We start from the raw sequence: 26,698 nt of genomic DNA on the forward strand, positions 1-26,698 counted from the left end.
CTAATGGCTCGCAGGTCCTGACCGGGCGGGTGGGCACTTAGGCCGGGTAGGGTCGACCTTCACGACCTCAGGCTTGGACCAAAACGAAAAATGCCCGGGACCGCAGGCCCGGGCATTTTTGTTACAGAGGAGGCGAAATCGCTCAGCTGCAGCCGGTGGTCCCGCCGCAGGTGTCGCACTTCAGGCAGGTGCCGTTGCGCACCATGGTGAAGTTCATGCACTCGGGGCAGGCTTCGCCCTCGTAGCCCTTGGCCTTGGCTTCGGCGCGGGCTTCGGCCTTACGGGCGGAGGCGGACCAGGGGAGCGACTTCTCCATCAGGCTCTCCACCGCCGCTTCCAGATGCTCCACCTCGGGCGTGGCCTCGGCGAGTTCGGAAGTTTCGGTCTTCAGCGCGGTCGCGCCGACGGTGGACGCCCGCAGCATCGTCACATTGTCGGTGCCGGAGCGCGGCTCGCTGACGACCGGCTGGGGCACCAGCAGGTTCACAGTCTTGCCGCGCACAAGACCCTTGGAAACGATGCGGGCCGACGGATTGGTCGGCGCCTTGCCCTCGTCCACGCCCTTGCCGAGCGCGTCGAAGCCGGTCTCGGACAGGTCCACGTGGCCGAGGTCGTTGCGGCCGAGATAGCTCACCGCCAGTTCGCGGAACACGTAGTCCAGCATGGAGGTGGCGTACTTGATGGTGTCGTTGCCCTGCACCGGGCCGGCGGGCTCGAAGCGGGTGAAGGTGAAGGCGTCCACATATTCCTCGAGCGGCACGCCGTACTGGAGGCCGAGCGAGATGGCGATGGCGAAGTTGTTGAGGAGCGAGCGGAGCGCCGCGCCCTCCTTGTGCATGTCGATGAATATCTCGCCGAGGCGGCCGTCATCATATTCGCCGGTACGCAGATAGACCTTGTGGCCACCCACGACAGCCTTCTGGGTGTAACCCTTGCGGCGGTCGGGCATCTTCTCGCGCTCGCGCACGCGGTGCTCGACGATGCGCTCCACCACCCGCTCAACGATCTTCTCGGTGACCGAAGCGGTACGGGCTGCGTTGGGCTGAGCGAGAACCGCCTCCAGCGCGTCGTCCTCGTCCTCCTCGTCCGCCACGAGCTGGGCGTTGAGCGGCTGGGAGAGCTTGGAGCCGTCGCGATAGAGCGCGTTGGCCTTCAGCGCGAGGCGCCAGGAGAGCAGGTACGCCGCCTTGCAATCCTCGACGCTGGCGTCGTTGGGCATGTTGATGGTCTTGGAGATGGCGCCCGTGATGAAGGGCTGTGCCGCCGCCATCATGCGGATGTGGCTCTCCACCGAGAGGTAGCGCTTGCCGATGCGGCCGCACGGCGAGGCGCAGTCGAACACCGGCAGGTGCTGGGCCTTCAGGAACGGCGCGCCCTCCAGCGTCATCGCTCCGCAAACGTGGACGTTCGCGGCATCGATGTCGGCCCTGGAGAAGCCGAGGAAAGCGAGCAGGTCGAACTTCGGGTCGGCCAGTTGGGCGGCCGGCACCTTCAGGGCGCTGGCGAGAAACTCCTCGCCGAACGTCCAGCGGTTGAAGGCGAACTTGATGTCGAACGCGGTCTTCACCGCAGCTTCGGCCTTCTCGATGGCCGCATCGTCGAAGCCCTTGGCGCGCAGCGAGCCATGGTTGATGGCCGGCGCGTTGGCGAGCGAGCCGTGGCCCACCGCATAAGCCTCGATCTCGGCGATCTCCGCTTCCTTGTAGCCGAGGGTGCGCAGCGCCTCGGGCACGGCGCGGTTGATGATCTTGAAGTAGCCGCCGCCGGCCAGCTTCTTGAACTTCACCAGCGCGAAGTCGGGCTCGATGCCGGTGGTGTCGCAATCCATCACCAGGCCGATGGTGCCGGTGGGGGCGATCACGGAGACCTGCGCGTTGCGGTAGCCGTGCTTCTCGCCCAGCTCCAGCGCCTTGTCCCAAGCCGCCGTGGCGTGGGCGACGAGGCGGGTATCCGGGCAGGAGAGGTGATCGAGCGGCACCGGGGCGATGGAGAGGCCCTCATAGCCCTCGGCGATGCCGTGAGCGGCGCGGCGGTGGTTGCGGATGACCCGCAGCATGGACTGGGCATTGCCCGAATAGGCCGGGAACGTGCCCAGCTCCTTCGCCATCTCGGCGGAGGTGGCGTAGCAGACGCCGGTCATGATGGCCGAGAGCGCGCCGCAGATGGCGCGGCCCTGGGGCGAGTCATAGGAAATGCCGCTCGACATGAGCAGGCCGCCGATGTTGGCGTAGCCGAGGCCCAGCGTGCGATATTCGTAGGAGAGCTCGGCGATGCGGCGCGAGGGGAACTGCGCCATCAGCACCGAGATTTCCAGCACCACGGTCCACAGCCGCACGGCGTGCTCGTAGCTCTCCACGTCGAAGCGCTTCTCGGCGTCGCGGAACTGCAGCAGGTTCAGCGAGGCGAGGTTGCAGGCCGTGTCATCGAGGAACATGTATTCCGAGCACGGGTTGGAGGCGCGGATCTCGCCGGCCGCCGGGCAGGTGTGCCAGTCGTTCACCGTGGTGTGGAACTGGATGCCGGGATCGGCGCAGTGCCAGGCGGCCGAGCCGATCTTCTCCCACAGCTCGCGGGCCTTGACGGTCTTCGCCACCTTGCCGTCGGTGCGGCGGATGAGCTTCCAGTCCTCGTCGGCCTCGACCGCGCGCAGGAAATCGTCGGTGACGCGCACGGAATTGTTGGAGTTCTGGCCGGCGACGGTGATGTAGGCCTCGCCGTCCCAATCGGTGTCGTAGATGGCGACGTCGATGTCCTTGTAGCCCTGGCGGGCGTACTGGATCACCCGGCGGATGGCGGCATCCGCCACCGAGGCCTTGCGGGCGGCCTTGATCTCGCGCTTCAGCGCCGGGTTCTTCTCCGGGTCGAAGCAGTCGTCGCCATTGCCTTCGCAGTTCACGCAGGCCTTGAGCACGGCCTTGAGATGCTTGGCATTGAGCTTGGAGCCGGTGACGAGGGAAGCGACCTTCTGCTCCTCGATCACCTTCCAGTCCACATAGGCCTCGATGTCCGGATGGTCGGCGTCGACCACCACCATCTTGGCGGCGCGGCGGGTGGTGCCGCCGGACTTGATGGCGCCCGCAGCCCGGTCGCCGATCTTGAGGAAGCTCATGAGGCCGGACGAGCGGCCGCCGCCGGACAGGCGCTCGCCTTCGCCACGCAGCGCGGAGAAGTTGGAACCGGTGCCGGAGCCATACTTGAACAGGCGCGCCTCGCGCACCCACAGGTCCATGATGCCGCCGTCACTCACCAGATCGTCGCTGACCGACTGGATGAAGCAGGCGTGGGGCTGGGGATGCTCATAGGCCGAGGTGGAAGCCGTCAGCTCGCCGGTCTGGTAGTCCACATAGAAATGGCCCTGCCCCGGTCCGTCGATGCCGTAGGCCCAGAACAGGCCGGTGTTGAACCACTGCGGCGAGTTGGGCGCGGCCATCTGCATGGCGAGCATGTAGCAATGCTCGTCGAAGAAGGCCTGGGCGTCGGCCTCGCTGTCGAAATAGCCGCCCTTCCAGCCCCAATAGGTCCAGGTGCCGGCGAGACGGTCGAACACCTGCTTGGCCGAGGTCTCGCCGATCAGGCGCTCCTTCTCGGGCAGGCCGGCAAGCGCCTCGTGGTCGGCCACGGAGCGCCACAGGAAGGAGGGGACCGAATTCTCCTCCACCTTCTTCAGGCGCGCGGGCACGCCGGCCTTGCGGAAATATTTCTGCGCGAGGATGTCGGACGCCACCTGCGAGAACTGCGCAGGCACCTCGATGCCCTCCTGGCGGAAGACCACGGAGCCATCGGGGTTCCGGATCTCGCTCACGGTCTCGCGGAACAGAATGTCCGCGTAAGGGGAACGACCCTCTTGCGTGTAGCGGCGTTCAACGCGCATGACCGGTGCTCCTTCGGCTCGGCCCCGCTCGGGCCGATCAGTCTACAAGACGAATGTGGCGGACGTGACAAACCGACGGGCATGGCGCAGCGCGCCGCGCCAGGCGGGTTGGAAATTCGCGGGTTCCGGGAGGCCCGCCAGCATCCACCGATACGTAACCCGTGGGATGCCGGCTGCCGAGGACCGAACGCTAGTGCGAGTCTGGCCCGCCGGTCAAACCCCTCTTCGCCATCATTTGGGGTCCCAAGCCCCACTTCCTACTACATATGGTGCCTGCCCGCAGGTTATCAAATTCTTAATGGGCCTTGCGCCGGCTCGATTTTCACCAGTCCGTGACCGCGGAAGCCACAAGGGGTGGAGGCGGAGAGTCATCACCGTCATCCACAGTTTGAGGCGGGCGGTGGATGACGGTCCCCGGCACGGCCGCCATGCGTTACCCGCAGGACACCGTCGCGCCGGCTCAGGATCCAAGCACTGGCGTCGCTGCGCGCAATAATCTATCTGGACGGCCAAAGACGCTGCGCGCCGGCCTTCTCTGCCCCTTGCCGACGCGACAGAAAATTGCCGGACCCTTTAGCCGCCGCCAACGGCTCCCGGCCTTTACGGGGCGCAGTTGGAAAGTACCGGCATGTCCACGACCTTCGCCGCCGATGCGGCGCCCGCCGTCAATCCCCGCTCGCGTGTCATCCTCGCGAGCCTGGTCGGCACCACCATCGAGTTCTACGACTTCTACGTCTATGCCACCGCGGCGGTGCTGGTGTTCCCGCACCTGTTCTTCCCGGCCGGCAACGATACGACGGCGCTCCTCGCCTCGTTCGCCATCTTCGGCGCGGCCATGGTGGCGCGGCCGCTCGGCGCCATCTTCTTCGGCCACCTCGGCGACAAGAAGGGCCGCAAGATCACGCTGGTGGGCGCGCTGCTCACCATGGGCATCGCCACCTTCCTCATCGGCCTCTTGCCCACCTTCCAGACCGCCGGCTGGTTCGCGCCCCTGCTGCTGGTGATCCTGCGCCTCGCCCAGGGCTTCGCGCTCGGCGGCGAGTGGAGCGGCGCGGCGCTGGTCGCCACCGAGAACGCGCCGGCCGGCAAGCGCGCCGTCTACGGCACCTTCCCCCAGCTCGGCGCCCCCATCGGCTTCATCATCGCCAACGGCCTGTTCCTTGCCATCGCGGCGCTGATGCCGTCGAGCGATCCGTCCCGCCCGTCCGACGCCTTCCTCTCGTGGGGCTGGCGCCTGCCCTTCCTGTTCTCGGCGGTGATGGTGATCGTCGGCCTGTGGGTGCGCATCTCGCTGGTGGAGAGCCCGGCCTTCGCCAAGGCGCTAGAGCACGGCCGCATCCAGAAGCTGCCGCTGGCTGCCGCCTTCAGGACGCACTGGCGCGAGCTGATCCTCGGCACCTTCTACATGCTCGCGACCTACGTCCTGTTCTACCTGATGACCACCTTCTCGCTCAGCTACGGCCGCGCCCCCACCACGGCGGCGGTGCCCGGGCTCGGCTATGACTACCGCACCTTCGTGCTGATGATGATCGGCGGCGTGGTGTTCTTCGGCATCTTCACCCTTGTGTCCGGCCCCTGGGCCGACCGCTGGGGCCGCCGCCGCACGCTCATCGGCATCACCGCCGCCATCGTGCTGTTCGGCCTTTTGTGGGTGCCGATCCTCTCCGCCGGGCCGGTGGGCGTGATGGCGTGGCTCATCATCGGCTTCACGCTGATGGGCCTCACCTTCGGCCCCATGGGCGCGCTGCTGCCGGAGCTGTTCCCGGCCAACGTGCGCTACACGGGGTCGGGCATCTCCTACAACGTCTCGTCCATCCTCGGCGCGGCGGTGGCCCCGTTCATCGCGGTGGCGCTGTGGAGCTATGGCGGCGGCAGCCCCTTCTGGGTGGGCGTCTATCTCTCCGTCATGGCGCTGCTCACGCTCACGGCCCTGCTGATCGGCAAGGAAACCCGTGACGTGAACATGGACCACTGACGCACCACTTGCGCCGGACGGGAAAAGGGAGTGAACCTCCCGTGTCCCGTCCGCGTAGGAAGGTGCGTCATGACAGCCGCTCCATCCCTCCTGTGGTTCCGCGACGATCTGCGCCTCGCCGATAATCCGGCGCTGAACGCCCTCGCCGAAATCGGCGCGCCCATCGCCGCGCTCTATGTCCTCGATGAGGACAGCCCCCACATCCGCCCGCTCGGCGGCGCCGCACGCTGGTGGCTCGCCCAATCCCTGCGCGCGCTCAGGGCCGAGCTTTCCCACCAAGGTATCCCACTGATCCTGCGGCAGGGACCGGCCACCCGCATCGTGCCGGAAATCGCCTCCGCACTGGGCGCGGCCACGGTCGCGTTCAACGATCGGGCGGGCGAAGCCGAAGGCAAGCTGGACCGGGCCATTACCGCCCGTCTCGCCTCAGAGGAGCGGCGTGTTCTGCGCTTCTGCGCCCACCTGCTCCATCCACCCGGCAGCGTGCTTGGCGGCTCGGGGCGCATGCCGCGCACGTTCTCCTCATTCCATCGCGCCGCTTTGCGTGAGCGCGACCTCTCCCCGCCCCTCCCCGCACCGAAGCGCCTCAAGGGCGTGGCCCGTCTGCCGGAGGGCGACACGCTGGAGAGCTTCGCACTGGAGCCCGAAAAGCCAGACTGGGCCGGCGGGATCCGCACGGCATGGAGCGTAGGCGAGGCGGCGGCGCGGGAGCGGCTTTCCGCCTTCATCGCCGATGGCCTCAAGGGCTACGCCACCGGCCGCGATCGGCCGGATCTCGATCACGTCTCTCGCCTCTCGCCGCACCTGCGCTTCGGCGAGATTTCCCCGCGGCAGATCCTCTTCGCCGTCCGCCACGCGGTGGACGCGGGCGATGTGCCGGGCGCGGACGCGGCGAAGTTCGAGGCGGAACTCTACTGGCGGGAGTTCTCCTACCACCTCCTCGCCGAGGACCCGGACATCGCCCGGCGCAACATCCAGCCGAGCTTCGATGCCTTCCCCTGGCGGGAGTGCTCCGGCGAGCTGAAGGCGTGGCGGCGCGGCCTCACCGGCTATCCGCTGGTGGACGCCGGCATGCGCCAGCTCTGGCAAACGGGCTGGATGCACAACCGGGTGCGGATGGTGGTCGCCTCCTTCCTCGCCAAGCACCTGCTCATCGACTGGCGGGCGGGCGAGGAGTGGTTCTGGGACACGCTGGTGGACGCGGACGCGGCCAACAATGCCGCCTCCTGGCAATGGGTGGCCGGCTCCGGCCTCGATGCCGCGCCCTATTTCCGCATCTTCAATCCGGTGGCTCAGGGCGAGAAGTTCGACCCCGACGGCGCCTATGTGCGCACCTTCGTGCCCGAGCTGAAGCGCCTGCCGGCAAAGCTCATCCACCAGCCGTGGACCGCGCCGCAGGACACCCTCGCCGCAGCCGGCATCAGGCTAGGCCAAACTTATCCCAAGCCCCTCGTCGACCATGCCGCCGCCCGCGATCGCGCCCTGCGCGCCTTCGAGCATCTGCGGCACGCAGCTCCCGCAGAAGCCCGCGCGGCGGCCCGCTGACACCTCTTCCCGGCGCAATCCCGCGCGTTTGCGCCAGCCTTGCAACGCCGCTATTGAGGGAAGACGCACGCCGAGGCAGCATAGGGCCCATTAAATTTCACATTGCGATGAAGGTATTTATTCCATGATCCGTAACGGCCTTGTGGACTCCATCGGAAACACACCCCTCATCCGTCTGAAGCGGGCCTCCGAGGAGACCGGCTGCGAGATTATCGGCAAGGCGGAATTTCTCAATCCCGGCCAGTCGGTGAAGGACCGCGCGGCGCTCGGCATCATCCAGGACGCGGTGGCGCGGGGCGAGCTGAAGCCCGGCGGCGTGATCGTGGAAGGCACTGCCGGCAACACCGGCATCGGCCTCGCGCTGGTCGCCGCGCCGCTGGGTTTCCGCACTGTGATCGTGATCCCTGAGACCCAGTCCCAAGAGAAGAAGGACATGCTGCGGCTCGCCGGCGCGACGCTGGTGGAAGTCCCGGCCGTGGCCTACGCCAACTCCAACAATTACGTGAAGGTCTCCGGCCGCCTCGCCGAGGCGCTGGCCAAGACCGAGCCGAACGGCGCCATCTGGGCCAACCAGTTCGATAACGTGGCCAACCGTCAGGCCCATATCGACACCACCGGCCCGGAAATCTGGGAGCAGACGCAGGGCAAGGTGGACGGCTTCATCTGCGCCGTCGGCACCGGCGGCACGCTGGCCGGCATCGGCATCGCCCTGAAAGAGCGCAACAAGGACATCAAGATCGGCCTCGCCGATCCCATGGGCGCCGCGCTCTATTCCTATTACACCACCGGCGAACTGAAGGCCGAGGGTTCCTCCATCACCGAGGGTATCGGGCAGGGGCGCATCACCGCCAACCTCGTGGATGCTCCGGTGGATGCCGCCTTCCAGATCCCCGACGAGGAGGCGCTGCCCGTCGTGTTCGACCTGCTTGAGCACGAAGGCCTGTGCCTGGGCGGCTCCTCGGGCGTGAACGTCGCCGGGGCGATCCGCCTCGCCAAGCAGCTTGGGCCGGGCCACACCATCGTGACCATCCTCTGCGACTATGGCACCCGCTATCAGTCGAAGCTGTTCAACCCCGAATTCCTGCGATCCAAGAACCTGCCGGTGCCGGCCTGGCTGGAACGCAAGGCCGAGGTCCCGAACGTCCTCGTCTGACGGCTTGACGCGGGGCGCGTTCCGGCCGAGGAAACCGCGCCCCGCCCGAATGCGCGCGAGATCGTCATGAGCATTGCGTCCGAGACTACCCTGCCGGTGGACACCTCCGAGAGCCCGTTCGTCTCCACCGAATGGCTCGCGGCCAATCTCGGCGCGCCGGACCTCGTTGTTGTGGATGCCTCATGGCACATGCCCGCTTCGGGCCGAAGCGGCGCGAAGGAATATCTCGCCGAGCATATTCCCGGCGCGGTGCATTTCGACATCGACACCATCGCCGATCACTCCACCTCCCTGCCCCACATGCTGCCGGACGCGCACAGCTTTGCGGTGGCCATGGGCGCGCTGGGTATTGGCGATGGCCTGCGCATCGTGGTCTATGATTCCGTCGGCCTGTTCTCCGCGCCGCGCGTGTGGTGGACCTTCCGCGCGTTCGGTGCGAGCGACGTGAAGCTGCTGGATGGCGGACTGCCCAAGTGGAAGGCCGAGGGCCGCCCGCTGGAGGATGGCCCGGTGCGTCGCCTGCCGGCGAGCTTCACGCCCCGCTTCGACCATTCCCTGGTCGCCGATATCGAGCGGGTGGATCAGGCGCTGAAGACCGGCTCCGCCCAGGTGCTGGACGCCCGCCAGGACACCCGCTTCCGCGGCGAGGCGCCGGAGCCGCGCGAGGGCCTGCCCTCCGGGCATATGCCGGGAAGTTTCAACCTGCCGCACGGCCTGCTCGTGAAGGACGGCCGTCTGCTGCCGCCGGCCGACCTGCGCAAGGCCATCGACGGCTCCGGTCTCGACCTCACCCGCCCGGTCATCACCTCATGCGGCTCGGGCGTTTCGGCCGCCATCCTCTGGGTGGCGCTGGAGATGATTGGAAAGCAGCCCCTCGCGCTTTACGACGGCTCCTGGACCGAATGGGGCGCGAGCGGCAAGGAGATCGCGGTCGGCTGAGAGCGCGCCGCGCCCGACCCGCCCTACCCTGCCCGCGCGTTCCGCGCGGCCAGGCGCTCTTCCCAGCCGAGGGCATGACGCACGATGGTCTCGAGGTCATCGAGCTGCGGGGTCCAGCCGAGCTCGGTGCGGATACGGTCCGCAGCCCCCACGAGGCAGGCGGGATCGCCGGCGCGCCGTCCCGAGAGCTTCACGGGGAAATCGACGCCCGACACGCGCTTCACCACGTCCACGACCTCCTTCACCGAGAAGCCGCGCCCGTAGCCGCAATTGAGCGTGAGGTTCGCGCCGCCCGCCCGCAGGTGATCAAGCGCGGCCACGTGGGCGCTCGCGAGGTCGGAGACGTGGACATAATCTCGGATGCAGGAGCCGTCCCGGGTGGGATAGTCGGTCCCGAAAATCTCCACGCCGGGCCTCACCCCCGAGGCCGCCTCGCTCGCCACCTTGACGAGATGGGTCGCCACGCGGCGGGTCTCGCCCGCGCGGCCCGCCGGATCAGCCCCGGCCACGTTGAAATAGCGCAGCACCACATAGGCGAGACCATGGGCGCGCGCAGCGTCTGCGAGCATCCACTCGCTCATCAGCTTCGAACGTCCGTAGGGATTGATCGGCGCGGTCGGCTGGTCCTCGGGAATGATATCCACCTGCGCCTCGCCATAGACAGCCGCGGTGGACGAGAAGATCACGCGAGTCACCCCGCGGGCGAGCGCCGTCTCCAGCAAAGCCCGCGTCTTGACCGTGTTGCCGAGGTAGTAACGCAGCGGGTCGCCCACCGACTCCTGCACCAGGATGCGCGCTGCGAAGTGGACGATCTCCGTGATGCCGCGCTCGTCGATCAGCCGGCCCACCAGTTCCTGATCGCAGACATCCCCAACCACAAGCTCTGCAGCCGGCGGGACCGCCCAGTAGAACCCTGAAGACAGATCGTCAAGCACCACGACGTCTTCGCCACGATCACAAAGGGCGAGAGCCGTATGACTTCCAATATACCCGGCTCCGCCGGTGACGAGAACGGCCACTCAATGTCCTTTCGCCCCAAGTGCTGCGGCGGTCTCGTCTGGTCTTGCCGTCAGCCTGGATTGCTCAGGCGATACCCTGTGAGCTTTTCCAGCATTTCCAGGCGCTCCGCATTGCTGGCGCACCCGACGAGCTCACGCTCATATTCGACGACTTTTGAACCGACCAGGAATCGATACCAGCCTCCTTGGAGGAAATGGTAGATCAAACCGGGTTGTCCATCAAGAAAACCGAACTTAAAGATGTATCGGTATATGAAAAAGCCCGCGGGTCCGGCCCACAGAGGCAATTTGTTATAAATCCCCTCTTTGATCCAACGCTTCATCGAAGCCTGGAAAGACGCAGACCCACCCGGGATTTCCTCATCCATCGGAAAGAGGCTGTATTTGCGATTCAAGACATCGATAGCTTCTCGGGTGGCGTATTTATTGTGCTTGTCGGTGAAAAAGGTGAGATCATTGATGTTGTGGTCGGAAAACCCGCCGTCGAACATCACGGTTCGTCCACCCCACGTGATGATATGCTCGTCCATCCACCGGTTCTCGACCCGCCCGTGGCCGCGCCGCCAGATGCGCAGGAGGATGACGGGGTATCGCCCGCCGTGCCGGATCCAGCGGTCCATGAAGATGTGCTTGCGCTTCAGGTTGATGCCCACGACATCGGTGCCCAGCGTCGGCAGCTTCGCTTCGATTTCCGCCACAAGATCGGGCTCGATCACCTCGTCGGCATCGAGACGCATGATCCAGGATCCGGTGATCGGCGCGTTCTGGACTCCCCACTCGAACTGCTGGGCCTGATTGACGAACTTGTTCTTCAGAACCATCGCACCGGCCGCTTCCGCCAGTTCCACGGTGCGGTCGGTGGAAAAGCTGTCGATGACGAATATTTCCTTCGCAATGCTGCGAATGGACTCAAGTGCGCGGACGATATGCCGCTCTTCGTTGTAAGTGAGGATGACGACCGACAGATCAAGCATTGTTTCCCCCATCTGTCAGTATCTCCAGGAACTCCTTTGCATATCGCGGGTCAGGCTGCCATGCGGCGACCGCAACGTTGGCCTCCAGGTGGCGCTCCGCAAACATGGAGCACAGGACCAGGCCGGTGGGATTGTTGGCGAAGGCGAACCGCATCAGGCTCTCCGGCTCCCAGCGATCGCTCGCGATACCCCAACGGCGCGCGAAGGCTTCAAGGCGCGCGCGCTTGGCGGCGTCGAAACCCCTGATCCGCTCAAGCGCGCCCGAGCCGATGACCCCGTGGGTGGACAGCAGCGGCTCCCGTGCCCAAGGCAGCTTCCGCACCGCGTCGGCGGCACCCATGAAGGGCGATTCCCGGAACTGAACCACATCCGGCTGCCGGCCGGCCTCAGCAGCCGCACTGATCGCGGCAAGGGGACCGGCGATCGAGACGGCGCGGAGCTTCCCCTTGGCAACCAGCGCCTGAAGCGCCGCATGTGTCTCTTCGCTCGCAGCGGTCGTCGGCGAGGGATCATGGAAGGCGAAGACGTCCAAATAGTCGGTGCCGAGCCGGCGCAGGCTTTCGTCCAGCCACGTCTCGATCTCAGCCGGCTGAATTCCCACGACCTCGCCCGTATCGCGCGAGCGCCGCGCCACCTGTCGCAGTCCCGGCATCAGGCTTACGGCGTGCCGCGCCAGCGGCCGCAGCACTTGCGCCGCGAAAGACACGTTGGGGCGGGAAATGCCGAACTTGGAGCAGATGACCACATCCCTTCGCCGGGCACCGAGGCTCTTGCCCAACAGTTGCTCGGCATGGCCGTCCCCATATGGCGGCGCCACGTCAAACCATGTCACGCCGCGATCCAGGGCGCGGCCGATGGCCCTGACGCCGTCTGCCTCCGAGACGCGAGAGACCAGCGAGGCGCAGCCGAAGGCGATGCAGGACACCTCGCGCTGAAGGGCGGGGACAAAGACCTGTCTCAAGCACGTGCTCCTTCATGAAGGAGAGAGGAACCGGGCTCGGCGGCGACATCCGCCCCCGCGCGCTTGAGCCCCGCCAGATGGTCGGCAAGCCGCAGCCCGAGGGCCACCGCAACAAAGGTGGGATTGGCCTGTCCCGACGATGGCAGCACCGAGCTTCCCGCCACGAACAGATTCTCGACGCCATGGACCCGGCACTGGGCATCGACCACCCCCTCGGAGGGCGTCGCGGCCATGCGGGTGGTGCCAGCCTGATGAAAGCCGTCGGCCGCCTGGTCGAGCACCGCAGCCAGACGCGCATCGCGATCGGCCTGCCGGTAAATCAGCCGCCCCATCCCGGCGCGCTGCAAGGCCGCATCGAGGACCTCGTGGGAGCGCACGATCGATTCCGCATCCCCGTGCGTGAACGTCAGGTCCACGTCGAGAAAAGGCATGCCCAGGGCATCGCAGCGATCGGAAAGAACCACCCGCGACCTGGAATGCGGCGCGTGCTCCCCGTGATAGTGCAACGAGTAGCGACCCGCCCGATTGCGCACGAGGAAGCCCGGTCGCCGGGGCTTCGCGAGGAAACGGGCCTGCAGGATCTTCAGAATGCCCGACAAGGTGCCGAACGGCGAGCGCACCACGTTCCAGATGTGGCGCCCCCAGCGGTGGGGCTGGGCGCCGACGTGGGCGACCCGCACCCCCTCCGAGACAAGCCTGCGTCCCACCGGGGCGAAGGCCAATGCGCACCACACCAGCGACAGCACGCCGTTGCCGTGCTCGTGCTGATGGAACGGCGGATTATCGATCCAGAAGGCGGTGTTCAGCACCCCCTCCCGCATCTGCGTTTCGCCCGTCAGATTCAGGCGGCGCCGGACGTAGGCGCCCTCATCCGGGAAGAAGTCATGGTCGGCGACGGATGCGGGGTCCGCCAGGACGAACTCGGCGATCTTGCCGGAAATGTGCCCCATGTAGGTCCGGCCCAGAGGCCCCCCGAGGCCCCCGAAGGCGCGCGGGTGCGACTGTTGGGACACGAGGAGAAGGCGCGCTGTTTCCAGGCCGCCGCAGGCCAGAACCGTGAGCGGAGGTGTGATGCGCAGGGCGCCCGAGGCGCCACCGACCGTGAGAGACTCAACCCGGCGCTCGTTGGCATCGAGATGCACGGCGGTGACGGCGGCCCCCAGGACCACGGTGATGCGGCGGGATACTTCAAGGCGATCCCGATGCAGGACGCCCATGTTGATCTGCGGCGTCCACCGCTCCAGGCGCTCGAACTCCACGTCTCCTAGGGAGCCGGCGACGGAGGGCGCCGTGAAGCGCGCGGGTCCGATCGCGAAATAGGCGGCGGCGCGTGCGTAATAGGTCGCGATCTCGGTGTGGGGAATGGGCCAGACCGCATCCGGCACGAACGGCCGATGGGCAAAGTCGATGTCATCGAAGGGCACGCATCGTCCGCCCCACCAGCGCGATGTACCCCCCAGTGCGCGGCACATGGCGATGTCCGTCGGCGCGTGACGCCGCTCATCCACCTTGTGGCCGGCACCGAGGCCCGCCGCGAAAGCGTCGGGCTGCTCCTGCCCCGCCTCGAGGAGCAGGACGCTCAGGCCCGCGTCCTCACACGCCAGCGCCACGGCGATGCCCACGGGCCCGCTGCCGACGACGCAGACATCATGCGGCGGTAGACCCGACAATTGGCCGAGGGAGACGAACATTTAAGCCGCGCCCTAGTTGGGACAATCAGGGAAGCGAACCTTCCGGGGCTTGATCGCCTTGGCCGGATTGCCCACGTAAACCGTCCAGGGTTCCAGATTCTTGAAGGCGCACGCCCTCGCCCCCAGCACCGCGCCACGTCCCACAGTCACGCCCGGCCCCACGAAAGCCTCGGCCGCCACCCATGCCCGGGCCTCGATCCGGATCGGTGCCGTGCGCAGCTGGAAATTGACGTCCTCGATGTCGTGGGTGCCGGCGCAGATATGAGCGCCCTGCGAGACCAGGGAGTAGGGCTCGAGCACGATGCGGCCCATGGAATAGACCGTCACGTCGGGCCCGATGAAGGCGTAGTCCCCCACCTCGAGATTGGCGGGAGACCAGATGCGCGCGCTCGGGTAGATGCCGGCCGTGGGCGCAATCGTCGCGCCGAAGGCGCGCAGGATCATGCGCCTCCACCCGTGCCACTTCGGCAGGGTCCACCGCGCGAGAAGCAGCCACACAATGCGAAACGCCGTGCGGTGAAGAAGGTTCGTCAGGGTAAAGCTGGACCCGCTACGCCAAGTATCCACCCGGCTCGCATCGAGAATATCTCTATCGCTCATAGCTTGGCCTCACACCTCATCCCTGACGCCCGTCTCACCGGAATTGATCGGCGGTGGAGAGATAGTCTTTGACGTAGCGGGTCAGCCCCTCTTCCAGCCCCGTGGTCGGCCGATTATAGCCGGCCGCCGCGAGCTTATCGAGCGACGCGCAGGTGTAATACTGGTACTTGCCCTTGAGGCTCTGCGGAAGATCGATGAACTCGACCCGTTCCTCCACGCCCATGGCCGAAAACACGATCTTGGCCTTGTCGAGGAACGAGCGGGCCGATCCCGACCCGACATTGTAGAGGCCGGACTTGACCCCTTCGGTCTTCAGCGCCCAGAGCGCGACGTCGACGCAGTCGTCGACCCACACGAAGTCGCGCAATTGCTCGCCGTCAGCATAGTCGGGATTGTCGGAGCGGAACAGGCGGACGAACCCCTTGTCGCGGATCTGCTCAAACAGCTGGACCGCCACCGAGCGCTGGCCGCCCTTATGGTACTCGTTCGGCCCATAGACGTTGAAGAACTTGAGCCCGGCCCACAGGGGAGGCGTCGCCGCCCCGCGCTTCACCCGGTCGACCACGAAGCGATCGAAGACGTTCTTGCTCCAGCCGTAGGGATTAAGCGGCCTCAGGTCGGAGAGATAGGCGTCGTCGTCGCGGTCAAGAAAGCCTTGGTCGCCATCGCCGTAGGTGGCCGCCGAAGAGGCATAGACCAATGGGATCCGGTTGGCCGTCGCGAACGTCCACAGGTCGATGGACAAGCGCACGTTGTTGTGGACGATCAGGTCGACGTCCGTCTCGGTGGTCGTGGAGATGGCGCCCATGTGGACGATGCCGGCGATCTTGGAGGCGTTGGCCTTCAGGAACGCTTCGCATGCCTCCGGACGTACCAGGTCCAGGAGCCGGCGCTTGGCGATGTTGCGCCATTTGATGTCGTTCGTGCCGAGGGTATCGACGATGACGATTTCCTCGCCTGCGGCATCAAGCGCCGCCGCGATGTTCGAGCCGATGAAGCCCGCCCCGCCGGTGATCACATACATGGGTATCGCATCCTAAATTCGGCCGGCCATGGCGTCTCGGCACGCGTCGTTGAGATCCTCGGCGGCGCGGCTCACCTCGAACGAGGACAGGAATATCGCGCGCGCCCGTTCACCGATCACCTGACGTTCGTCGGGGCTGAGAGCGGCAAAGCGGCGCAGCAGGCGGACAACGCCCGGCTGGTCGTCCTCGTCCGCAAAGCCGCCGCCGGCCGCCACCTCACGCCAGATGTTGACCTTGTTGGTGATGAAGACCGGCTTGGCGCAAGCCATCGCCTCGGCCACCACTATCCCGAAGTTCTCCTGATGCGAAGGCAGAACGAAGGCTTCGCACCCGTGGAAGCCGCCCCACTTGGCATCGCCCCGCAGCATGCCCGGCCAGTGGATGCGGTCGGCGATGCCGCGCCGCTCGGCCTGAGCCTTCAGCTCGGCAAAATAATCGTCCGCGACCGGGCCAGCCATGACCAGATCGACATCCACACCGTCGCGCACGATTTCGGCGAAGGCATCGATGAGGAGATCGCAGCCCTTCTTGGGATGGATGCGGCTGAGATAGAGCAGATAGGGGCGCCGAAGGTTGGGCACCAGCGCGCGAAACGCCTCGGTCTGCCCTGGGCGCAGCGGGCCGGGATCGGAGGTGCCGTAGGCCACCACCCGCTCCTTCGCCCGATAGGGCGTGAAGGACTGACGGGCGAGAATGCGCTCCTCCTCGCTGGTGAAGAGCACGGCCCGCGCATTGTTGACGAGCGGCCCTTCGTTGAACCACCAGAGCGCCTGCTTCATCGCGCCCTTCAGGGGGAAGTTCCGCTTGAACCAGGGGTCCAGCATGCCGTGGCTCATCACGAGATAGGGCACGCCCCCGCCCACGAGCGCGGCGCGAGCCCCCATGGTCGAGAAGTTCCAGAGACCGTGGACCGTCACAACGTCATAGTCGCGTGCATGCGCCTTCAGCCAGGGAATGAAGGCCGGGCAATAGCCGTAGCGATGCCAGGGACGTTTCGCACCACTGGCGTCCATCGGCTCGCCGCACGCGAAGACCTTGAGCGGAAAGTCCTTCACCCAGGGCGCATCCGGCGGATCAAGGCACACCACGTGCTCCTCGACGCCCGCGGATGCGTGGAACGGCGCCTGCTGACGGATGCCCTCGATGGGGCCGCCGTGACGTGGGTCCACGCCGGCGATGACCCTTAGGCGCAACCGCATTGCAACCCCGAAGACTGAAACATGAAATGAATTCCCCTGCACTTTGGCGCGCCAAAGAGGATATCAGGCATCGCAAAGTAGATTTGCGACACTATACGTTCAACCGGCCCCATTGTGGAGCTTGTGGCAACGTCGCAGGCCGCTGTCCCCCCGAGCCAGCTCATCGCCCGAACACCAGCACGACCACGGACATGCCGCCATGGAGCAGCAGCAGCGCCGCCGCGATGCCGGTGGCTCCCGCGGACATCGCCCAGCCATAGGCGAGTATCGCGCACACGGCGGTCAGCCCCACGAACAGATAGGACAGGCGCACGTGCCGATTGATGGCCGCGATGGGTGTGAACAGGCATCCCCACCACATCTCCGCCGCCACCGCAGCGTTGAGCAGGGCAAAGAAGGGATAGACCACCGCCACGTGGCCATGTGTCCACAATTCCATCACGTAGGGACCGAGCGCCCACAGGCCGAGGCAATAGGCGAGGATGCCCGCGATGCCGATCAGCACATGGATGCGCTTCAGCCTCGCGAAGGCGCTGGTGTTGCCCTGCCCATGCAACCGCGAATATTCGGGCGCAAAGGAGTAATTGACGAGATTGGCGGCGGACGTCCCCATGCGCGCCAGGGTCCGGGAAGTGGAGAACAGCACGGTTTCCTGCGCGGTCGCGACCGCGCCCAAAAGCACGATGGGCCCCTGGATCGCCAGAGCCTGCGCAAGCCCGAGCAGCATGTAACTGAAAGAGGGATTGGCCATGCGGCGGATCTCGGCGAGACGGGCGGCCTTGAGCCCGAGCGGAATGTCCGGTGCCGTGCTTCGCAGCCAGATCCACAGGGCGAGCGTGCAGGCGGTTCGCATCACCAGCACGGCAAGCGCCGCCAGCTCGACCCGCGTGGTGAGGAGGGCAACGGCCACCGTGGCGACGCCCTCCAGCAGGCGCGAGGTAGCGCCCCACATCACCTCGGCCGCCGGCCGGCCGGCGGCACGCACCCCGGCGCACAGGAGCAGCAGGAACTGGTTCACCACCACGCCGCCCACAAGGAACAGAATGGTGAGCTTGGCAGCGGTCTCGGTCAGCGGACCAAGAGCGAACGCCTGCGTCAGCGTGACGGCCTCGATGCCGAGGCCACAGGCGGCGAGGATAACCGCCGCAGTCACCAGCAGCAGGGCGAAGACGCTGTGATAGACCCGCAAGACACCGGCGTGATCGGATGACGCGGCGTGCATCACCATGCTGTTCTTCGCCACCAGGGTGAAGCCGAAGTCGCTCAGCGTGAGATAGCTCGGCACCGCATAAAGCACGAGCCACCCGCCGTAGCGGTCCGCTCCCCAGGCGGAGAGCAGGAACGGCACCTGCAGCAATTGCACCGCGACGATGCCGATCTGGTTGTAGATCTGCGCGGTGAAGGTGAAGCCCACCCTGCGGAAGGCGAGAAGGCGACTCATGTCAGCATTCACCTTCGCAGCCGGTCGGCGGTTGCAGGATGATCGTCCCGGTCACGGCGCGCGATCCTTCCGTCAGCCGAGCAGTTCGGAAACCGCGGACACGACCTGCTCCACGGCGATTGCGCGGACGCCGCGCATGTCATGCAATGTGCGGTTATCCCCCACATAGGGATGCCACTTTCGCGGTCGATTGAAGTCTCCGAACAGGCCCACGCACGGCACACGCACCGCCGAGGCGAGGTGCAGCGGGCCGGAATCATGCCCGATGAAAACCCGCGCGCCCTGGATGGCGGCCGCCGATTCCCGCGGCGAGAGCGTGCCGCATTGGTCGGACACCGGACCGGGCCATGCGTCGCGCACCGCCGTCACCCGCTCGGCATCTTCGCGCGCGCCGACCACGAGCAGGCCATGGTCCGGCCGGCTCCTGCCGATCGCTGCCAGAAGGGCGCGCCAGTTCTCGATGCCCCAGTCCTTCTGCGCGGCCTTGCCGCCCATGTTGATGGCGATGACCGGAGCGCCGCCGAGCCCGGCCACGGCCTGACGGCCGGCCGCAATCTCACTGGCGTCGAGCGAGAGATCCCAATTGGCCTGATCGTGCAGGTCGATGGGGCCGAGGCAGCTGAGCGCACGCGCCAGACGCTCGCATTCCGGCTCCTCCTCGCCCGAGCCGGGCGCGATGCGGCAGGTGTCGAGATCCCGCGTCCACGGCACGCCCAGCAGGTTGCTGAAGCCGCAAAGCTTGAAATAGGCGACGTCCCGATACACCCCGGCAAGACCGCGCGAGGGCATGAGATAGACCATGGTGTCCGTTTCAAGCGCAGTCAGCCGGCGCCGCAGATCCCACAGCGCGGCGGGGCTGCGCGTGCCGACGGGATAGGAGATCGCCCCGTGAACCAGCGACGTGCCGAGCACCGTGATCAACGGCGCCGCCTTTGAAGAGATGGGGATATTGGTGAGCACGATGCGCTCGTGATCCGGATAAAGTTCCGCGATGCGCCGGAAGAACGGCACGGCGATGATGGTGTCGCCCAGGCTGCCCAGGCGATAGATGAGAAGACGTTTCATCTGAAAAGGGTCCAGGGCGGGGCAGAGCGCGTCCAAAGGCAGCGGCCAAAAGGCCCCAGGGCGCAAGGGACGCAGCGTGGTCGGGACGCAGGGTGGACGGGACGGCGGCGCAGCACCTTTCTCAGACGGCCGGGGCTGTCGTGTTGGCGCCTGTGCCCTCTGTCATGCGGCGGATGGTGTTCGTGGTGCTGCGCCCGGGCACCAGCTCGAAGCGCAGCACCTGTCCGCCGCGCGCCAGCACGGTGTCGGCGCCCACGATTTCGGAGACCTGATAATCCGCGCCCTTCACCAGCACGTCGGGCTGGAGCTGCTCGATCAGCTCCTTCGGGGTGTCCTCGTCGAACACCACCACCAGATCGACCGCCCCGAGCGCCGCGATCACCTGCGCGCGGTCGGCCTCGTTATTCACCGGACGCGTCGGCCCCTTGAGGCGCTTGACCGAGGAATCGGCATTCACCGCCACCACGAGGCGATCGCAATGCGCCCGCGAGAATTCGAGGATGCCTACGTGGCCCACATGCAGCACATCGAAGCAGCCGTTGGTGAAGCCAACCGCGAGCCCATGGCGCTGCCAGGCCGCGACCTGCGCGGCGGCATCCGTGCGGGAGACCACCTTTGCCGTGGATGGCGGCCCCTCGGGCGGGCTTTGCCGGTCGAGCTCGCCGACCAGCTCGGCGCGCGAAACCGTGGCGGTGCCGCGCTTGCCCACCACGACGCCCGCCGCCGCATTGGCGATGAAGGCCGCCTCCTCGAGCGCGCCGCCGGCACCGATGACCAGGGACAGGGCCGCGATCACCGTATCGCCGGCACCGACCACGTCGGCCACTTCGCGCGCCGCCGTCGGGATATGCACCGGTTCTCCCGCCCTCTGGACGAGGGTCATGCCCTTCTCCGAGCGCGTGACGAGCACGGCGCCGATGTTGGTATCTGCCAGCACCTTGCGGCCAGCGGCGACGGCTGAGGCATCATCGTCGCCCTGGATGCCGGTGGCCATCCAGACTTCGTGCAGGTTCGGCGTGACCAGCGTCGCGCCATCGTAGCGCGAGAGGTTCGACGTCTTCGGATCGACGATGATGGGCGCGCCCCGACGGGTGGCGAGCTCCACGGCGCGCCGGATCACGCGGGGGGTCAGAACCCCCTTCGCATAGTCCGACAGGACAAGCACGTCGTGCTCCGGCAGCGCGGCCACCACCTGCTCGATGATCGCGTCCTCGATCTCCTCCGCGACCGGTGAGCTGTCCTCGCTGTCCGAACGCAGCATGTGCTGGCCCTGGGCAACGAAGCGCACCTTCTCCGTGGTCGGGCGGGACGGCGCGGCCAGGAACATGGACACGACGCCAGGGGTTTCATCGACGATGCGCCGCAGCTCGGCCCCGCCCGCATCCGCGCCCGTGACGCCGATGAGGGTGCACTGCCCACCGAGGGAGGCGATGTTGCGCGCCACGTTGGCGGAGCCGCCGGCAATGGTGGTCGAGCCGGTCACGGAGAGGACCGGGACCGGGCTTTCCGGCGAGATGCGTCGGGCCGATCCCGTCACGAAGCGGTCGAGCATCACATCGCCGAGGCACAGGACACGCACGCGCGGGAAAGAATCAATAATGGACATCTCGCCCCCTCGAAGTGACCAGACCGCTCGGCTGGCAACAACCTGTTCCCAATGTGGGCCCTGCGCCCTTGCGACGTACCATCTGCGGCACCAGGGAATCCCCTCAACGCCAGGCGGGGCCGGCCGGCGATGCCAGCCGCAGGTCGCCCCACCTGAGGGTTTTCACGCTCGCGCCCATCCCGGTGGACACCAAGGCCCGCTCCGAAGCCTGGGCGGCCTCGATATCCGCCACCGCGATGTTTTCGTCTATCGGACCTAGCGTCACGCTCGCGGTCAGGAGGGTTGACCCCAACCGCTCGGGTGAGATGTGGCCGTTGAGCGGAATCACCAATTCTGCCGCCGCCAGCCCCGCCTCGGTCCGTACGGTCCAGCGACCCGACATGTCCACGCCGTCGAACACGCAGGGGCCGCCGCGCACCACCGCCTTCCAGTTCTGGCACGCGAGGACGAAGACGCCGGCATCGAGCTGCTCGGCGTGAGCCCCCGCACCTTCGACGGACAGGCGAAAAACGAGGGACTGTCCGGAATAGCCGGACCGCGAGCGGTCGGCGGACACGTGCCTGTCACCACTGTTGATGACGGGATAGGAGGCGACGAGAACGCTGCGTTCCTTCTGCTGCGCCCGCATGCCGAAGGACGCGAAATCGTACCCGTCCTTCATAACCCGCGCGCGAAAGACAGCCGGCTTGGGCAAGGCCTTCCAGTAGCCGATCACGGGATGAGCCTGAATCCAGCAATTGGCGATCGACGCACTCCCGAGACAGACGTCAGGCTCGAGCCAGGTGGACGTCCAGACCTCTTCTCCTGTCTCGGCATAGCGACGCACGCGCTCGACGACGGCGCGCGGCATCGGCGCATCCACCGTGAACAGGACGCGCAGATTTTCCGGACATGGAAGCATGCCCTTGCGCAACGGCAGAAGCGGCAAGTCCCGATCGGGCACATCGTGGCCGAGGCGCGCAGCGAGGGAGCCCCACAAGTTCGGAACCAGCAATTCCGTGTAGGCGCGGCTGTGCGGCCCGGCCCATTGGCCTGTCGCCGGGTGAAAATGAGTTGCGGCCACCTGCCAGGCCTGCTGCCAGATCGACCGCATTCCTTCCATGAGGCGTTCGTCGGGCTGATAATAAAGGAACGCCTCGGTCTCGACCAAAACGGCATTCGTATAGGTCGGGCTGTTGTACTCTACGAAACCGCCCTGGGCGCGCGTGTACTTGATGAACCGGTCCAGCAGGTTCGCGCCGTATTCGGAGAGATCGGGCCTGCGGAGCAGGCGGCCGGCCATGGCCGTCAGCCGGATGCTCATGATCACAACGTTGGTGGCATCGAGGCTGACATTTCTGCGCACGACACAGGCGCAAGCGTGGCTGATCGCCTGGCCAGCCTTATCCTGCGCCGTCGAGGTCAGCAGGTCCTTATAGGACCAGAGCAGTTCGGCGAGACGCGCGCCGATGAAGCACGCCCAGTTCAGATCGGGCGGCCGCATTTCGGCCAGCGGCTCCTCGACGTACCAGGACCAGGTTCCGTAGGTCGGGCTCGACGGATCGACATCCTGCAAGTCCGCCAGCCTCGTCACGATCTTGGAGACCCGATCGGCCGCCACAGCCCCGCCCTGATCCGCGATCGCGACCGCATAGTCCGCGCTGCGCCGCGTGTCATGGACCACCATCTTCGACGTGGTCCGCGTGGCGTAGCCGGGACCCCCGCCGGGGCCCACCAGCAGCCCTGCGGCCTCATCCCACCGCGCGGGGAGCACGCGTGCATCCGCGGAAAATTCCTCTGCCGCGCGTGCCGCCTCGACCGAGCCCGGGCCGGCGAGCAGAAGCGCCCCCAACACCGGCAACAGGGTGCGGCGCGTAAGCCCCGCACCGCTGTCGAGGCCGCCGGCGCCAGGATGTTCGCTCGGCTGCATTATTCGGCCCTTCCCGCCATCGCCGGAGGCGCGCCTCGCGCAGGGGCGATCTGTTTGACGATGAACAGGAACACCAGAATGATCGGCAATTGCCGCAAGAAGAAGATCACGATCTGCGACATCTCCTTCTCGGCCAGGAAGAGCGTCGCGGACGTGATAAAAATTCCGAGGGCGTTGTCGCGCAGCGGGCCCGTCAATCCGTTCAGGATGGAAAAGGCAAGAAAGATCACGAGCCCCGGACACAGGATCACCGCGGGATAGCCACCCAAGGCGAACGCACTCGCGGTCAACCCGATGACGGGCCGCCCAACGACGCCCGGATCTCGGATCCGATAATGCCAGGCGATGAAGTCGGCGCTGGAGCCGGCCGACTTCGCCACCAGAAATGACGGCAGCACCGAAGACGCGACATCGGCTAAGCTCTCAAAGCCTAGAATACCGTAGGTCGACGTTCGCGAAACAACCTGATCCACCGGCTGGATGAAACAGAATCGGGAAACGTTCGCGTTACTGGGGAAAACGTAATTGAGGGTCGGATCGCGCATCGACGCGAACGTTTCCAAGACGCTCTGAGCCTGCTCCTCCAGCAGCATCGGATCGAAACCCGCACGCTCTATCACGTCATAAGCCGCTTCGAGCCGTTCCACGACCGAAAGCTGAGCAGCCATATTTCTCGTTATATGGATCGCCGGAGAAACATAGAACACAAGTATGACGGCGACTACACTACCAATAATCACTTCTCTCAAGAGGTTTATACGAACTGAACTGTTCGCAACCACGAGCCCGACCGCGATCACGTTCGCGACAAAGGTAGCTTTCACATTGGCTGCGACAGACGTAAGCATGACGACGCCGAGCATCACGCCAAGAAGGCCCAAGCCGCGCTGGGTGCGGTTCTCGCGCGAGAACACATACGATGCCTGGCACACGAGGCCGAACGTGGTGACGAAAATGAAGGAGCCAAAAAAACCAATGCCTTCCCCCGAGTCCACCGCCGCTTGCGTCGCCTGAGGACGCAGGATGATGTGGAGCAGGTCGAACATCGTGCCGATGGGGAACACTACCAACGCCAAAAAACGCAGGTTTTCCGGCACGAGAAGCGGAGCCCTCACGCCAAGCACGAATTTCGGCATGTTCCTCGAAAAGAAATAACCGCAGAATATCGACAGGAAGCCGATCAGATTGACTGAGCTCGATTCAATGGGACTTACCAAATTTTCGTCAACCGATTGACCAAGAAGCGTTTTAACGATCAAGGTAAAATAACCGGAATATAAAATTATATTGATAATAATGACATCTGCGGGAAGGAACGCTTTCACTTCAAAGACAAAAAATGCAAAACAAGAAATGGCCGTGAGAGTGAACAGAACGAAGAGATCAGCACCCATCGCAACCTGAACCACCACAAGGCAGAACAGGACCCCAAAATATACCAGTTTAGCGATCGACTTCATCAAATCGTCCTGTTGAGATAGTCTACCTGCCCTGAGCCAGTCCCGTAAGTTGCTCGACCTCCCTGCCGGGATGGAAAAGGACGCCCTCCAGGACATCCATTGCGGCTTTTTCCGACAATGTCATGGCCAACGCGATGCGCCGATCTTCGGCATCCGCGACGGCGCCGGCCGCGTGGCAACGGACGGCCTCCACCATGGCAGATGGATCCCCCGGCGTCACGAGGGTCGCCGCGCCGACCAGGAAGTCGGCAAGTTCGGTGCCCGGCTCGGCCGTGACCAGGATCGGCCGTCCACTCGCAAGCATGCCGCCGAGCTTGGACGGCAGCACCAGATCCGCCGCGCTGGCCTGCTGCGGCAGGAGGTGCAGGTCGCACAGGCTGAGAAACTCCGGCAGGCGGGCATAGGGCTGGAACGGCAGGAAATGCACGTTGGGAAGGCCGGCGGCCTGCCGCTGGAGGTCCGCCAGCGAAGGCCCCTCGCCGGCGATGGCGAAGACGATGTCGGAGCGGTCCGCCAGCTGTCGTGCCGCCTCGATCACCACGTCGAGCCCCTGCTTGGGGCCGATGTTGCCGGAGTAGAGCGCAACGAAGGCATCGCGCGGCAGGCCAAGCTCCTCGCGATAGGCATAGGCCGTCGGAAGGGGGCGAACGTGGCCGAGATCGACCCAGTTGCGCACCAGGGCAATGCGCTCTTCGGGAATGCCCTTCTCGGCGATCCGCTCCGCCATGCGCTGCGAGATGGTGACGATGGTGTCGAAGCGCGACAGGCAGAAACGCTCGAACGCCGCCGCGAGCCGCTTCAGCCCCCCTGCCCCGCCGAGATGCCCCACCGCGAAGGCCGCATCCACTTCCAGATCCTGCACATGCAGCACGGTGCGCGCGCCGGTGAGCCAGGCCGAGAGGAGCACGAACGGCGCCGCAAAAAGCGTCGGCTCGATGGAAAGCACCGTGTCCGGGCGTCGGCGCAGCGCCCGCCACAGCGTCACGGGGGCCGAAGAGGCAGCGAACGACATGGGCGCGATCAGGCGCCAGATGCCGCCCATCGCGGACCTGACCAGGACGGGACAGCGATAGAGCCGTGCGCCGTCCCGCTCCTCGGTGGAGTAGCGGTTGCGGTAGGGGGCCTTCACCGTCCAGCCGGGGTAATGGGGCGGCGCGGTGACCACCTCCACCTCATGGCCGCGGCCAACCATGAGCGCCACCAGCTCTCCGGTGTATTTGCCGCAGCCGGTAAGCTCCGGCGCATGGTTCATGGCGGAGACGAGAAGCTTGCCCATGATATTCCGTCCGTGACCCGTGCCCGCCGCTTCAGCTCGCGGCCCGGAGAGCGCCCTGGTTCTCAAGGAACCAGCGGTAGCTCGCCGCGATGCCGTCGCGAAGCGGGATGGACGGCGTCCAGCCGAGCGCCCGCAGGCGATCGGCGCTCATCAGCTTGCGTGGCGTGCCATCGGGCTTGGAAAGGTCGTGCACGATCTCGCCGGTAAAGCCCACCACGTCGCAGACCGTGCGGGTCAGCTCCAGGATGGTCACGTCGTCGCCCGAGCCCACGTTGACGTGGGTGTCGCCCGAATAGACCTTCATCAACAGCACGCAGGCGTCGGCGCAATCGTCCACATGCAGGAACTCGCGGCGGGGCGTGCCCGTGCCCCACATGACGATTTCCTTGTCGCCGCGCAGCTTCGCCTCATGCGCCTTGCGAATGAGCGCCGGCATCACGTGGCTGGAATTGAGGTCGAAATTGTCGCCCGGCCCGTAGAGGTTGGTCGGCATGGCCGAGATGAAGTTGCTGCCATGCTGGCGCCGGTAGGCCTGCGCCAGCTTGATGCCCGCGATCTTGGCGACCGCATACCACTCGTTGGTGGGCTCCAGCGGTCCCGTCAGAAGGGAGTCCTCGGTGATGGGCTGCGGCGCCATCTTGGGGTAGATGCACGACGAGCCGAGGAACAGCAGCTTCTCCACACCGAAGCGATGGGACGCCTCGATGATGTTCGCCTCGATCATCAGGTTGTCGTAGAGGAAATCGGCCGGATAGGTGTCGTTGGCGAGAATGCCGCCGACCTTGGCCGCGGCGAGGAACACCGCGTCCGGACGGGTCCGCTCCAGGAAGGCGCGGACGGCGGACTGATCCTTCAGGTCCACCTCCGCGCGCGAGGCGGTGACGACCTCGCATCCCTCACGCGCCAGGCGCCGCACGATGGCCGAGCCCACCATGCCGCGATGGCCGGCGACCCAGACTTTCTTGCCCTCGAGCGCGTAGGATCCCATC

Annotated in this window: 19 protein-coding genes; 4 read left to right on the forward strand and 15 right to left on the reverse strand. The window is 66.0% G+C overall.

Going from position 1 to position 26,698, the window contains the following annotated elements:
* Positions 1 to 142: 142 nt before the first annotated feature.
* On the reverse strand, positions 143 to 3,871 hold the full coding sequence (locus ACT54R_RS13365) for a vitamin B12-dependent ribonucleotide reductase (RefSeq protein WP_476327022.1): 3,729 nt from the start codon (positions 3,869 to 3,871) through the stop codon (positions 143 to 145).
* Between the two features lie 628 nt (positions 3,872 to 4,499).
* Between ACT54R_RS13365 and ACT54R_RS13370 the strand changes: the two genes are divergently transcribed.
* The 4 genes from ACT54R_RS13370 to sseA all read left to right on the forward strand — a co-directional run bounded on the left by ACT54R_RS13370 (position 4,500) and on the right by sseA (position 9,483).
* Positions 4,500 to 5,846, forward strand: coding sequence for an MFS transporter (locus ACT54R_RS13370; RefSeq protein WP_476327024.1), 1,347 nt, complete (start codon positions 4,500 to 4,502; stop codon positions 5,844 to 5,846).
* Positions 5,847 to 5,915: 69 nt separating this feature from the next.
* The gene (locus ACT54R_RS13375; RefSeq protein WP_476327026.1) at positions 5,916 to 7,391 is read left to right on the forward strand and encodes a cryptochrome/photolyase family protein; all 1,476 of its coding nucleotides are present in this window, start codon (positions 5,916 to 5,918) and stop codon (positions 7,389 to 7,391) included.
* 124 nt (positions 7,392 to 7,515) lie between these two features.
* The gene (locus ACT54R_RS13380; protein ID WP_476327028.1) at positions 7,516 to 8,544 is read left to right on the forward strand and encodes a cysteine synthase A; all 1,029 of its coding nucleotides are present in this window, start codon (positions 7,516 to 7,518) and stop codon (positions 8,542 to 8,544) included.
* 66 nt (positions 8,545 to 8,610) lie between these two features.
* On the forward strand, positions 8,611 to 9,483 hold the full coding sequence (gene sseA / locus ACT54R_RS13385; protein ID WP_476327030.1) for a 3-mercaptopyruvate sulfurtransferase: 873 nt from the start codon (positions 8,611 to 8,613) through the stop codon (positions 9,481 to 9,483).
* A 23-nt stretch (positions 9,484 to 9,506) separates the two neighbouring features.
* Here the strand turns inward: sseA and galE are convergent, their stop codons facing one another.
* The 14 genes from galE to fcl form a co-directional block, all read right to left on the reverse strand.
* Entirely contained in the window at positions 9,507 to 10,502 is a 996-nt protein-coding gene (galE, locus tag ACT54R_RS13390; RefSeq protein WP_476327031.1) for a UDP-glucose 4-epimerase GalE, read from the reverse strand.
* Positions 10,503 to 10,552: 50 nt separating this feature from the next.
* Positions 10,553 to 11,476: a glycosyltransferase family 2 protein gene (locus tag ACT54R_RS13395; protein ID WP_476327032.1), complete on the reverse strand. Its 924-nt coding sequence runs from the start codon at positions 11,474 to 11,476 to the stop codon at positions 10,553 to 10,555.
* Positions 11,469 to 12,401, reverse strand: coding sequence for an aldo/keto reductase (locus ACT54R_RS13400; protein WP_476327034.1), 933 nt, complete (start codon positions 12,399 to 12,401; stop codon positions 11,469 to 11,471). Before ACT54R_RS13400 ends, ACT54R_RS13395 begins: the two co-directional genes overlap by 8 nt.
* Before the next feature lie 32 nt (positions 12,402 to 12,433).
* Positions 12,434 to 14,128, reverse strand: coding sequence for a GMC oxidoreductase (locus ACT54R_RS13405; protein WP_476327036.1), 1,695 nt, complete (start codon positions 14,126 to 14,128; stop codon positions 12,434 to 12,436).
* Positions 14,129 to 14,140: 12 nt separating this feature from the next.
* Complete coding sequence (locus ACT54R_RS13410) at positions 14,141 to 14,572, reverse strand: LbetaH domain-containing protein (protein ID WP_476327038.1); 432 nt, start codon at positions 14,570 to 14,572, stop codon at positions 14,141 to 14,143.
* A 190-nt stretch (positions 14,573 to 14,762) separates the two neighbouring features.
* A complete protein-coding gene (rfaD, locus tag ACT54R_RS13415) occupies positions 14,763 to 15,752 on the reverse strand; it encodes an ADP-glyceromanno-heptose 6-epimerase (protein ID WP_476327040.1) in 990 nt (329 codons plus the stop codon).
* Positions 15,753 to 15,764: 12 nt separating this feature from the next.
* Positions 15,765 to 16,952, reverse strand: coding sequence for a glycosyltransferase (locus tag ACT54R_RS13420; RefSeq protein ID WP_476327042.1), 1,188 nt, complete (start codon positions 16,950 to 16,952; stop codon positions 15,765 to 15,767).
* Positions 16,953 to 17,112: 160 nt separating this feature from the next.
* The gene (locus ACT54R_RS13425) at positions 17,113 to 18,393 is read right to left on the reverse strand and encodes a lipopolysaccharide biosynthesis protein (protein ID WP_476327044.1); all 1,281 of its coding nucleotides are present in this window, start codon (positions 18,391 to 18,393) and stop codon (positions 17,113 to 17,115) included.
* A 72-nt stretch (positions 18,394 to 18,465) separates the two neighbouring features.
* Positions 18,466 to 19,458: a glycosyltransferase family 9 protein gene (locus ACT54R_RS13430; protein WP_476327046.1), complete on the reverse strand. Its 993-nt coding sequence runs from the start codon at positions 19,456 to 19,458 to the stop codon at positions 18,466 to 18,468.
* Between the two features lie 121 nt (positions 19,459 to 19,579).
* On the reverse strand, positions 19,580 to 21,064 hold the full coding sequence (rfaE1, locus tag ACT54R_RS13435; RefSeq protein WP_476327048.1) for a D-glycero-beta-D-manno-heptose-7-phosphate kinase: 1,485 nt from the start codon (positions 21,062 to 21,064) through the stop codon (positions 19,580 to 19,582).
* A 103-nt stretch (positions 21,065 to 21,167) separates the two neighbouring features.
* Complete coding sequence (locus ACT54R_RS13440) at positions 21,168 to 22,973, reverse strand: hypothetical protein (RefSeq protein WP_476327050.1); 1,806 nt, start codon at positions 22,971 to 22,973, stop codon at positions 21,168 to 21,170.
* A complete protein-coding gene (locus ACT54R_RS13445) occupies positions 22,973 to 24,433 on the reverse strand; it encodes a hypothetical protein (protein ID WP_476327052.1) in 1,461 nt (486 codons plus the stop codon). The genes ACT54R_RS13440 and ACT54R_RS13445 overlap by 1 nt, the downstream gene beginning before the upstream one ends.
* 22 nt (positions 24,434 to 24,455) lie before the next feature.
* A complete protein-coding gene (locus ACT54R_RS13450; protein WP_476327054.1) occupies positions 24,456 to 25,709 on the reverse strand; it encodes a WcaI family glycosyltransferase in 1,254 nt (417 codons plus the stop codon).
* A 31-nt stretch (positions 25,710 to 25,740) separates the two neighbouring features.
* Positions 25,741 to 26,697, reverse strand: a complete 957-nt coding sequence (gene fcl, locus ACT54R_RS13455; protein WP_476327056.1) for a GDP-L-fucose synthase — start codon at positions 26,695 to 26,697, stop codon at positions 25,741 to 25,743.
* Position 26,698: the final 1 nt, after the last annotated feature.

The sequence above is a fragment of the Xanthobacter sp. DMC47 genome (genome assembly GCF_056313845.1).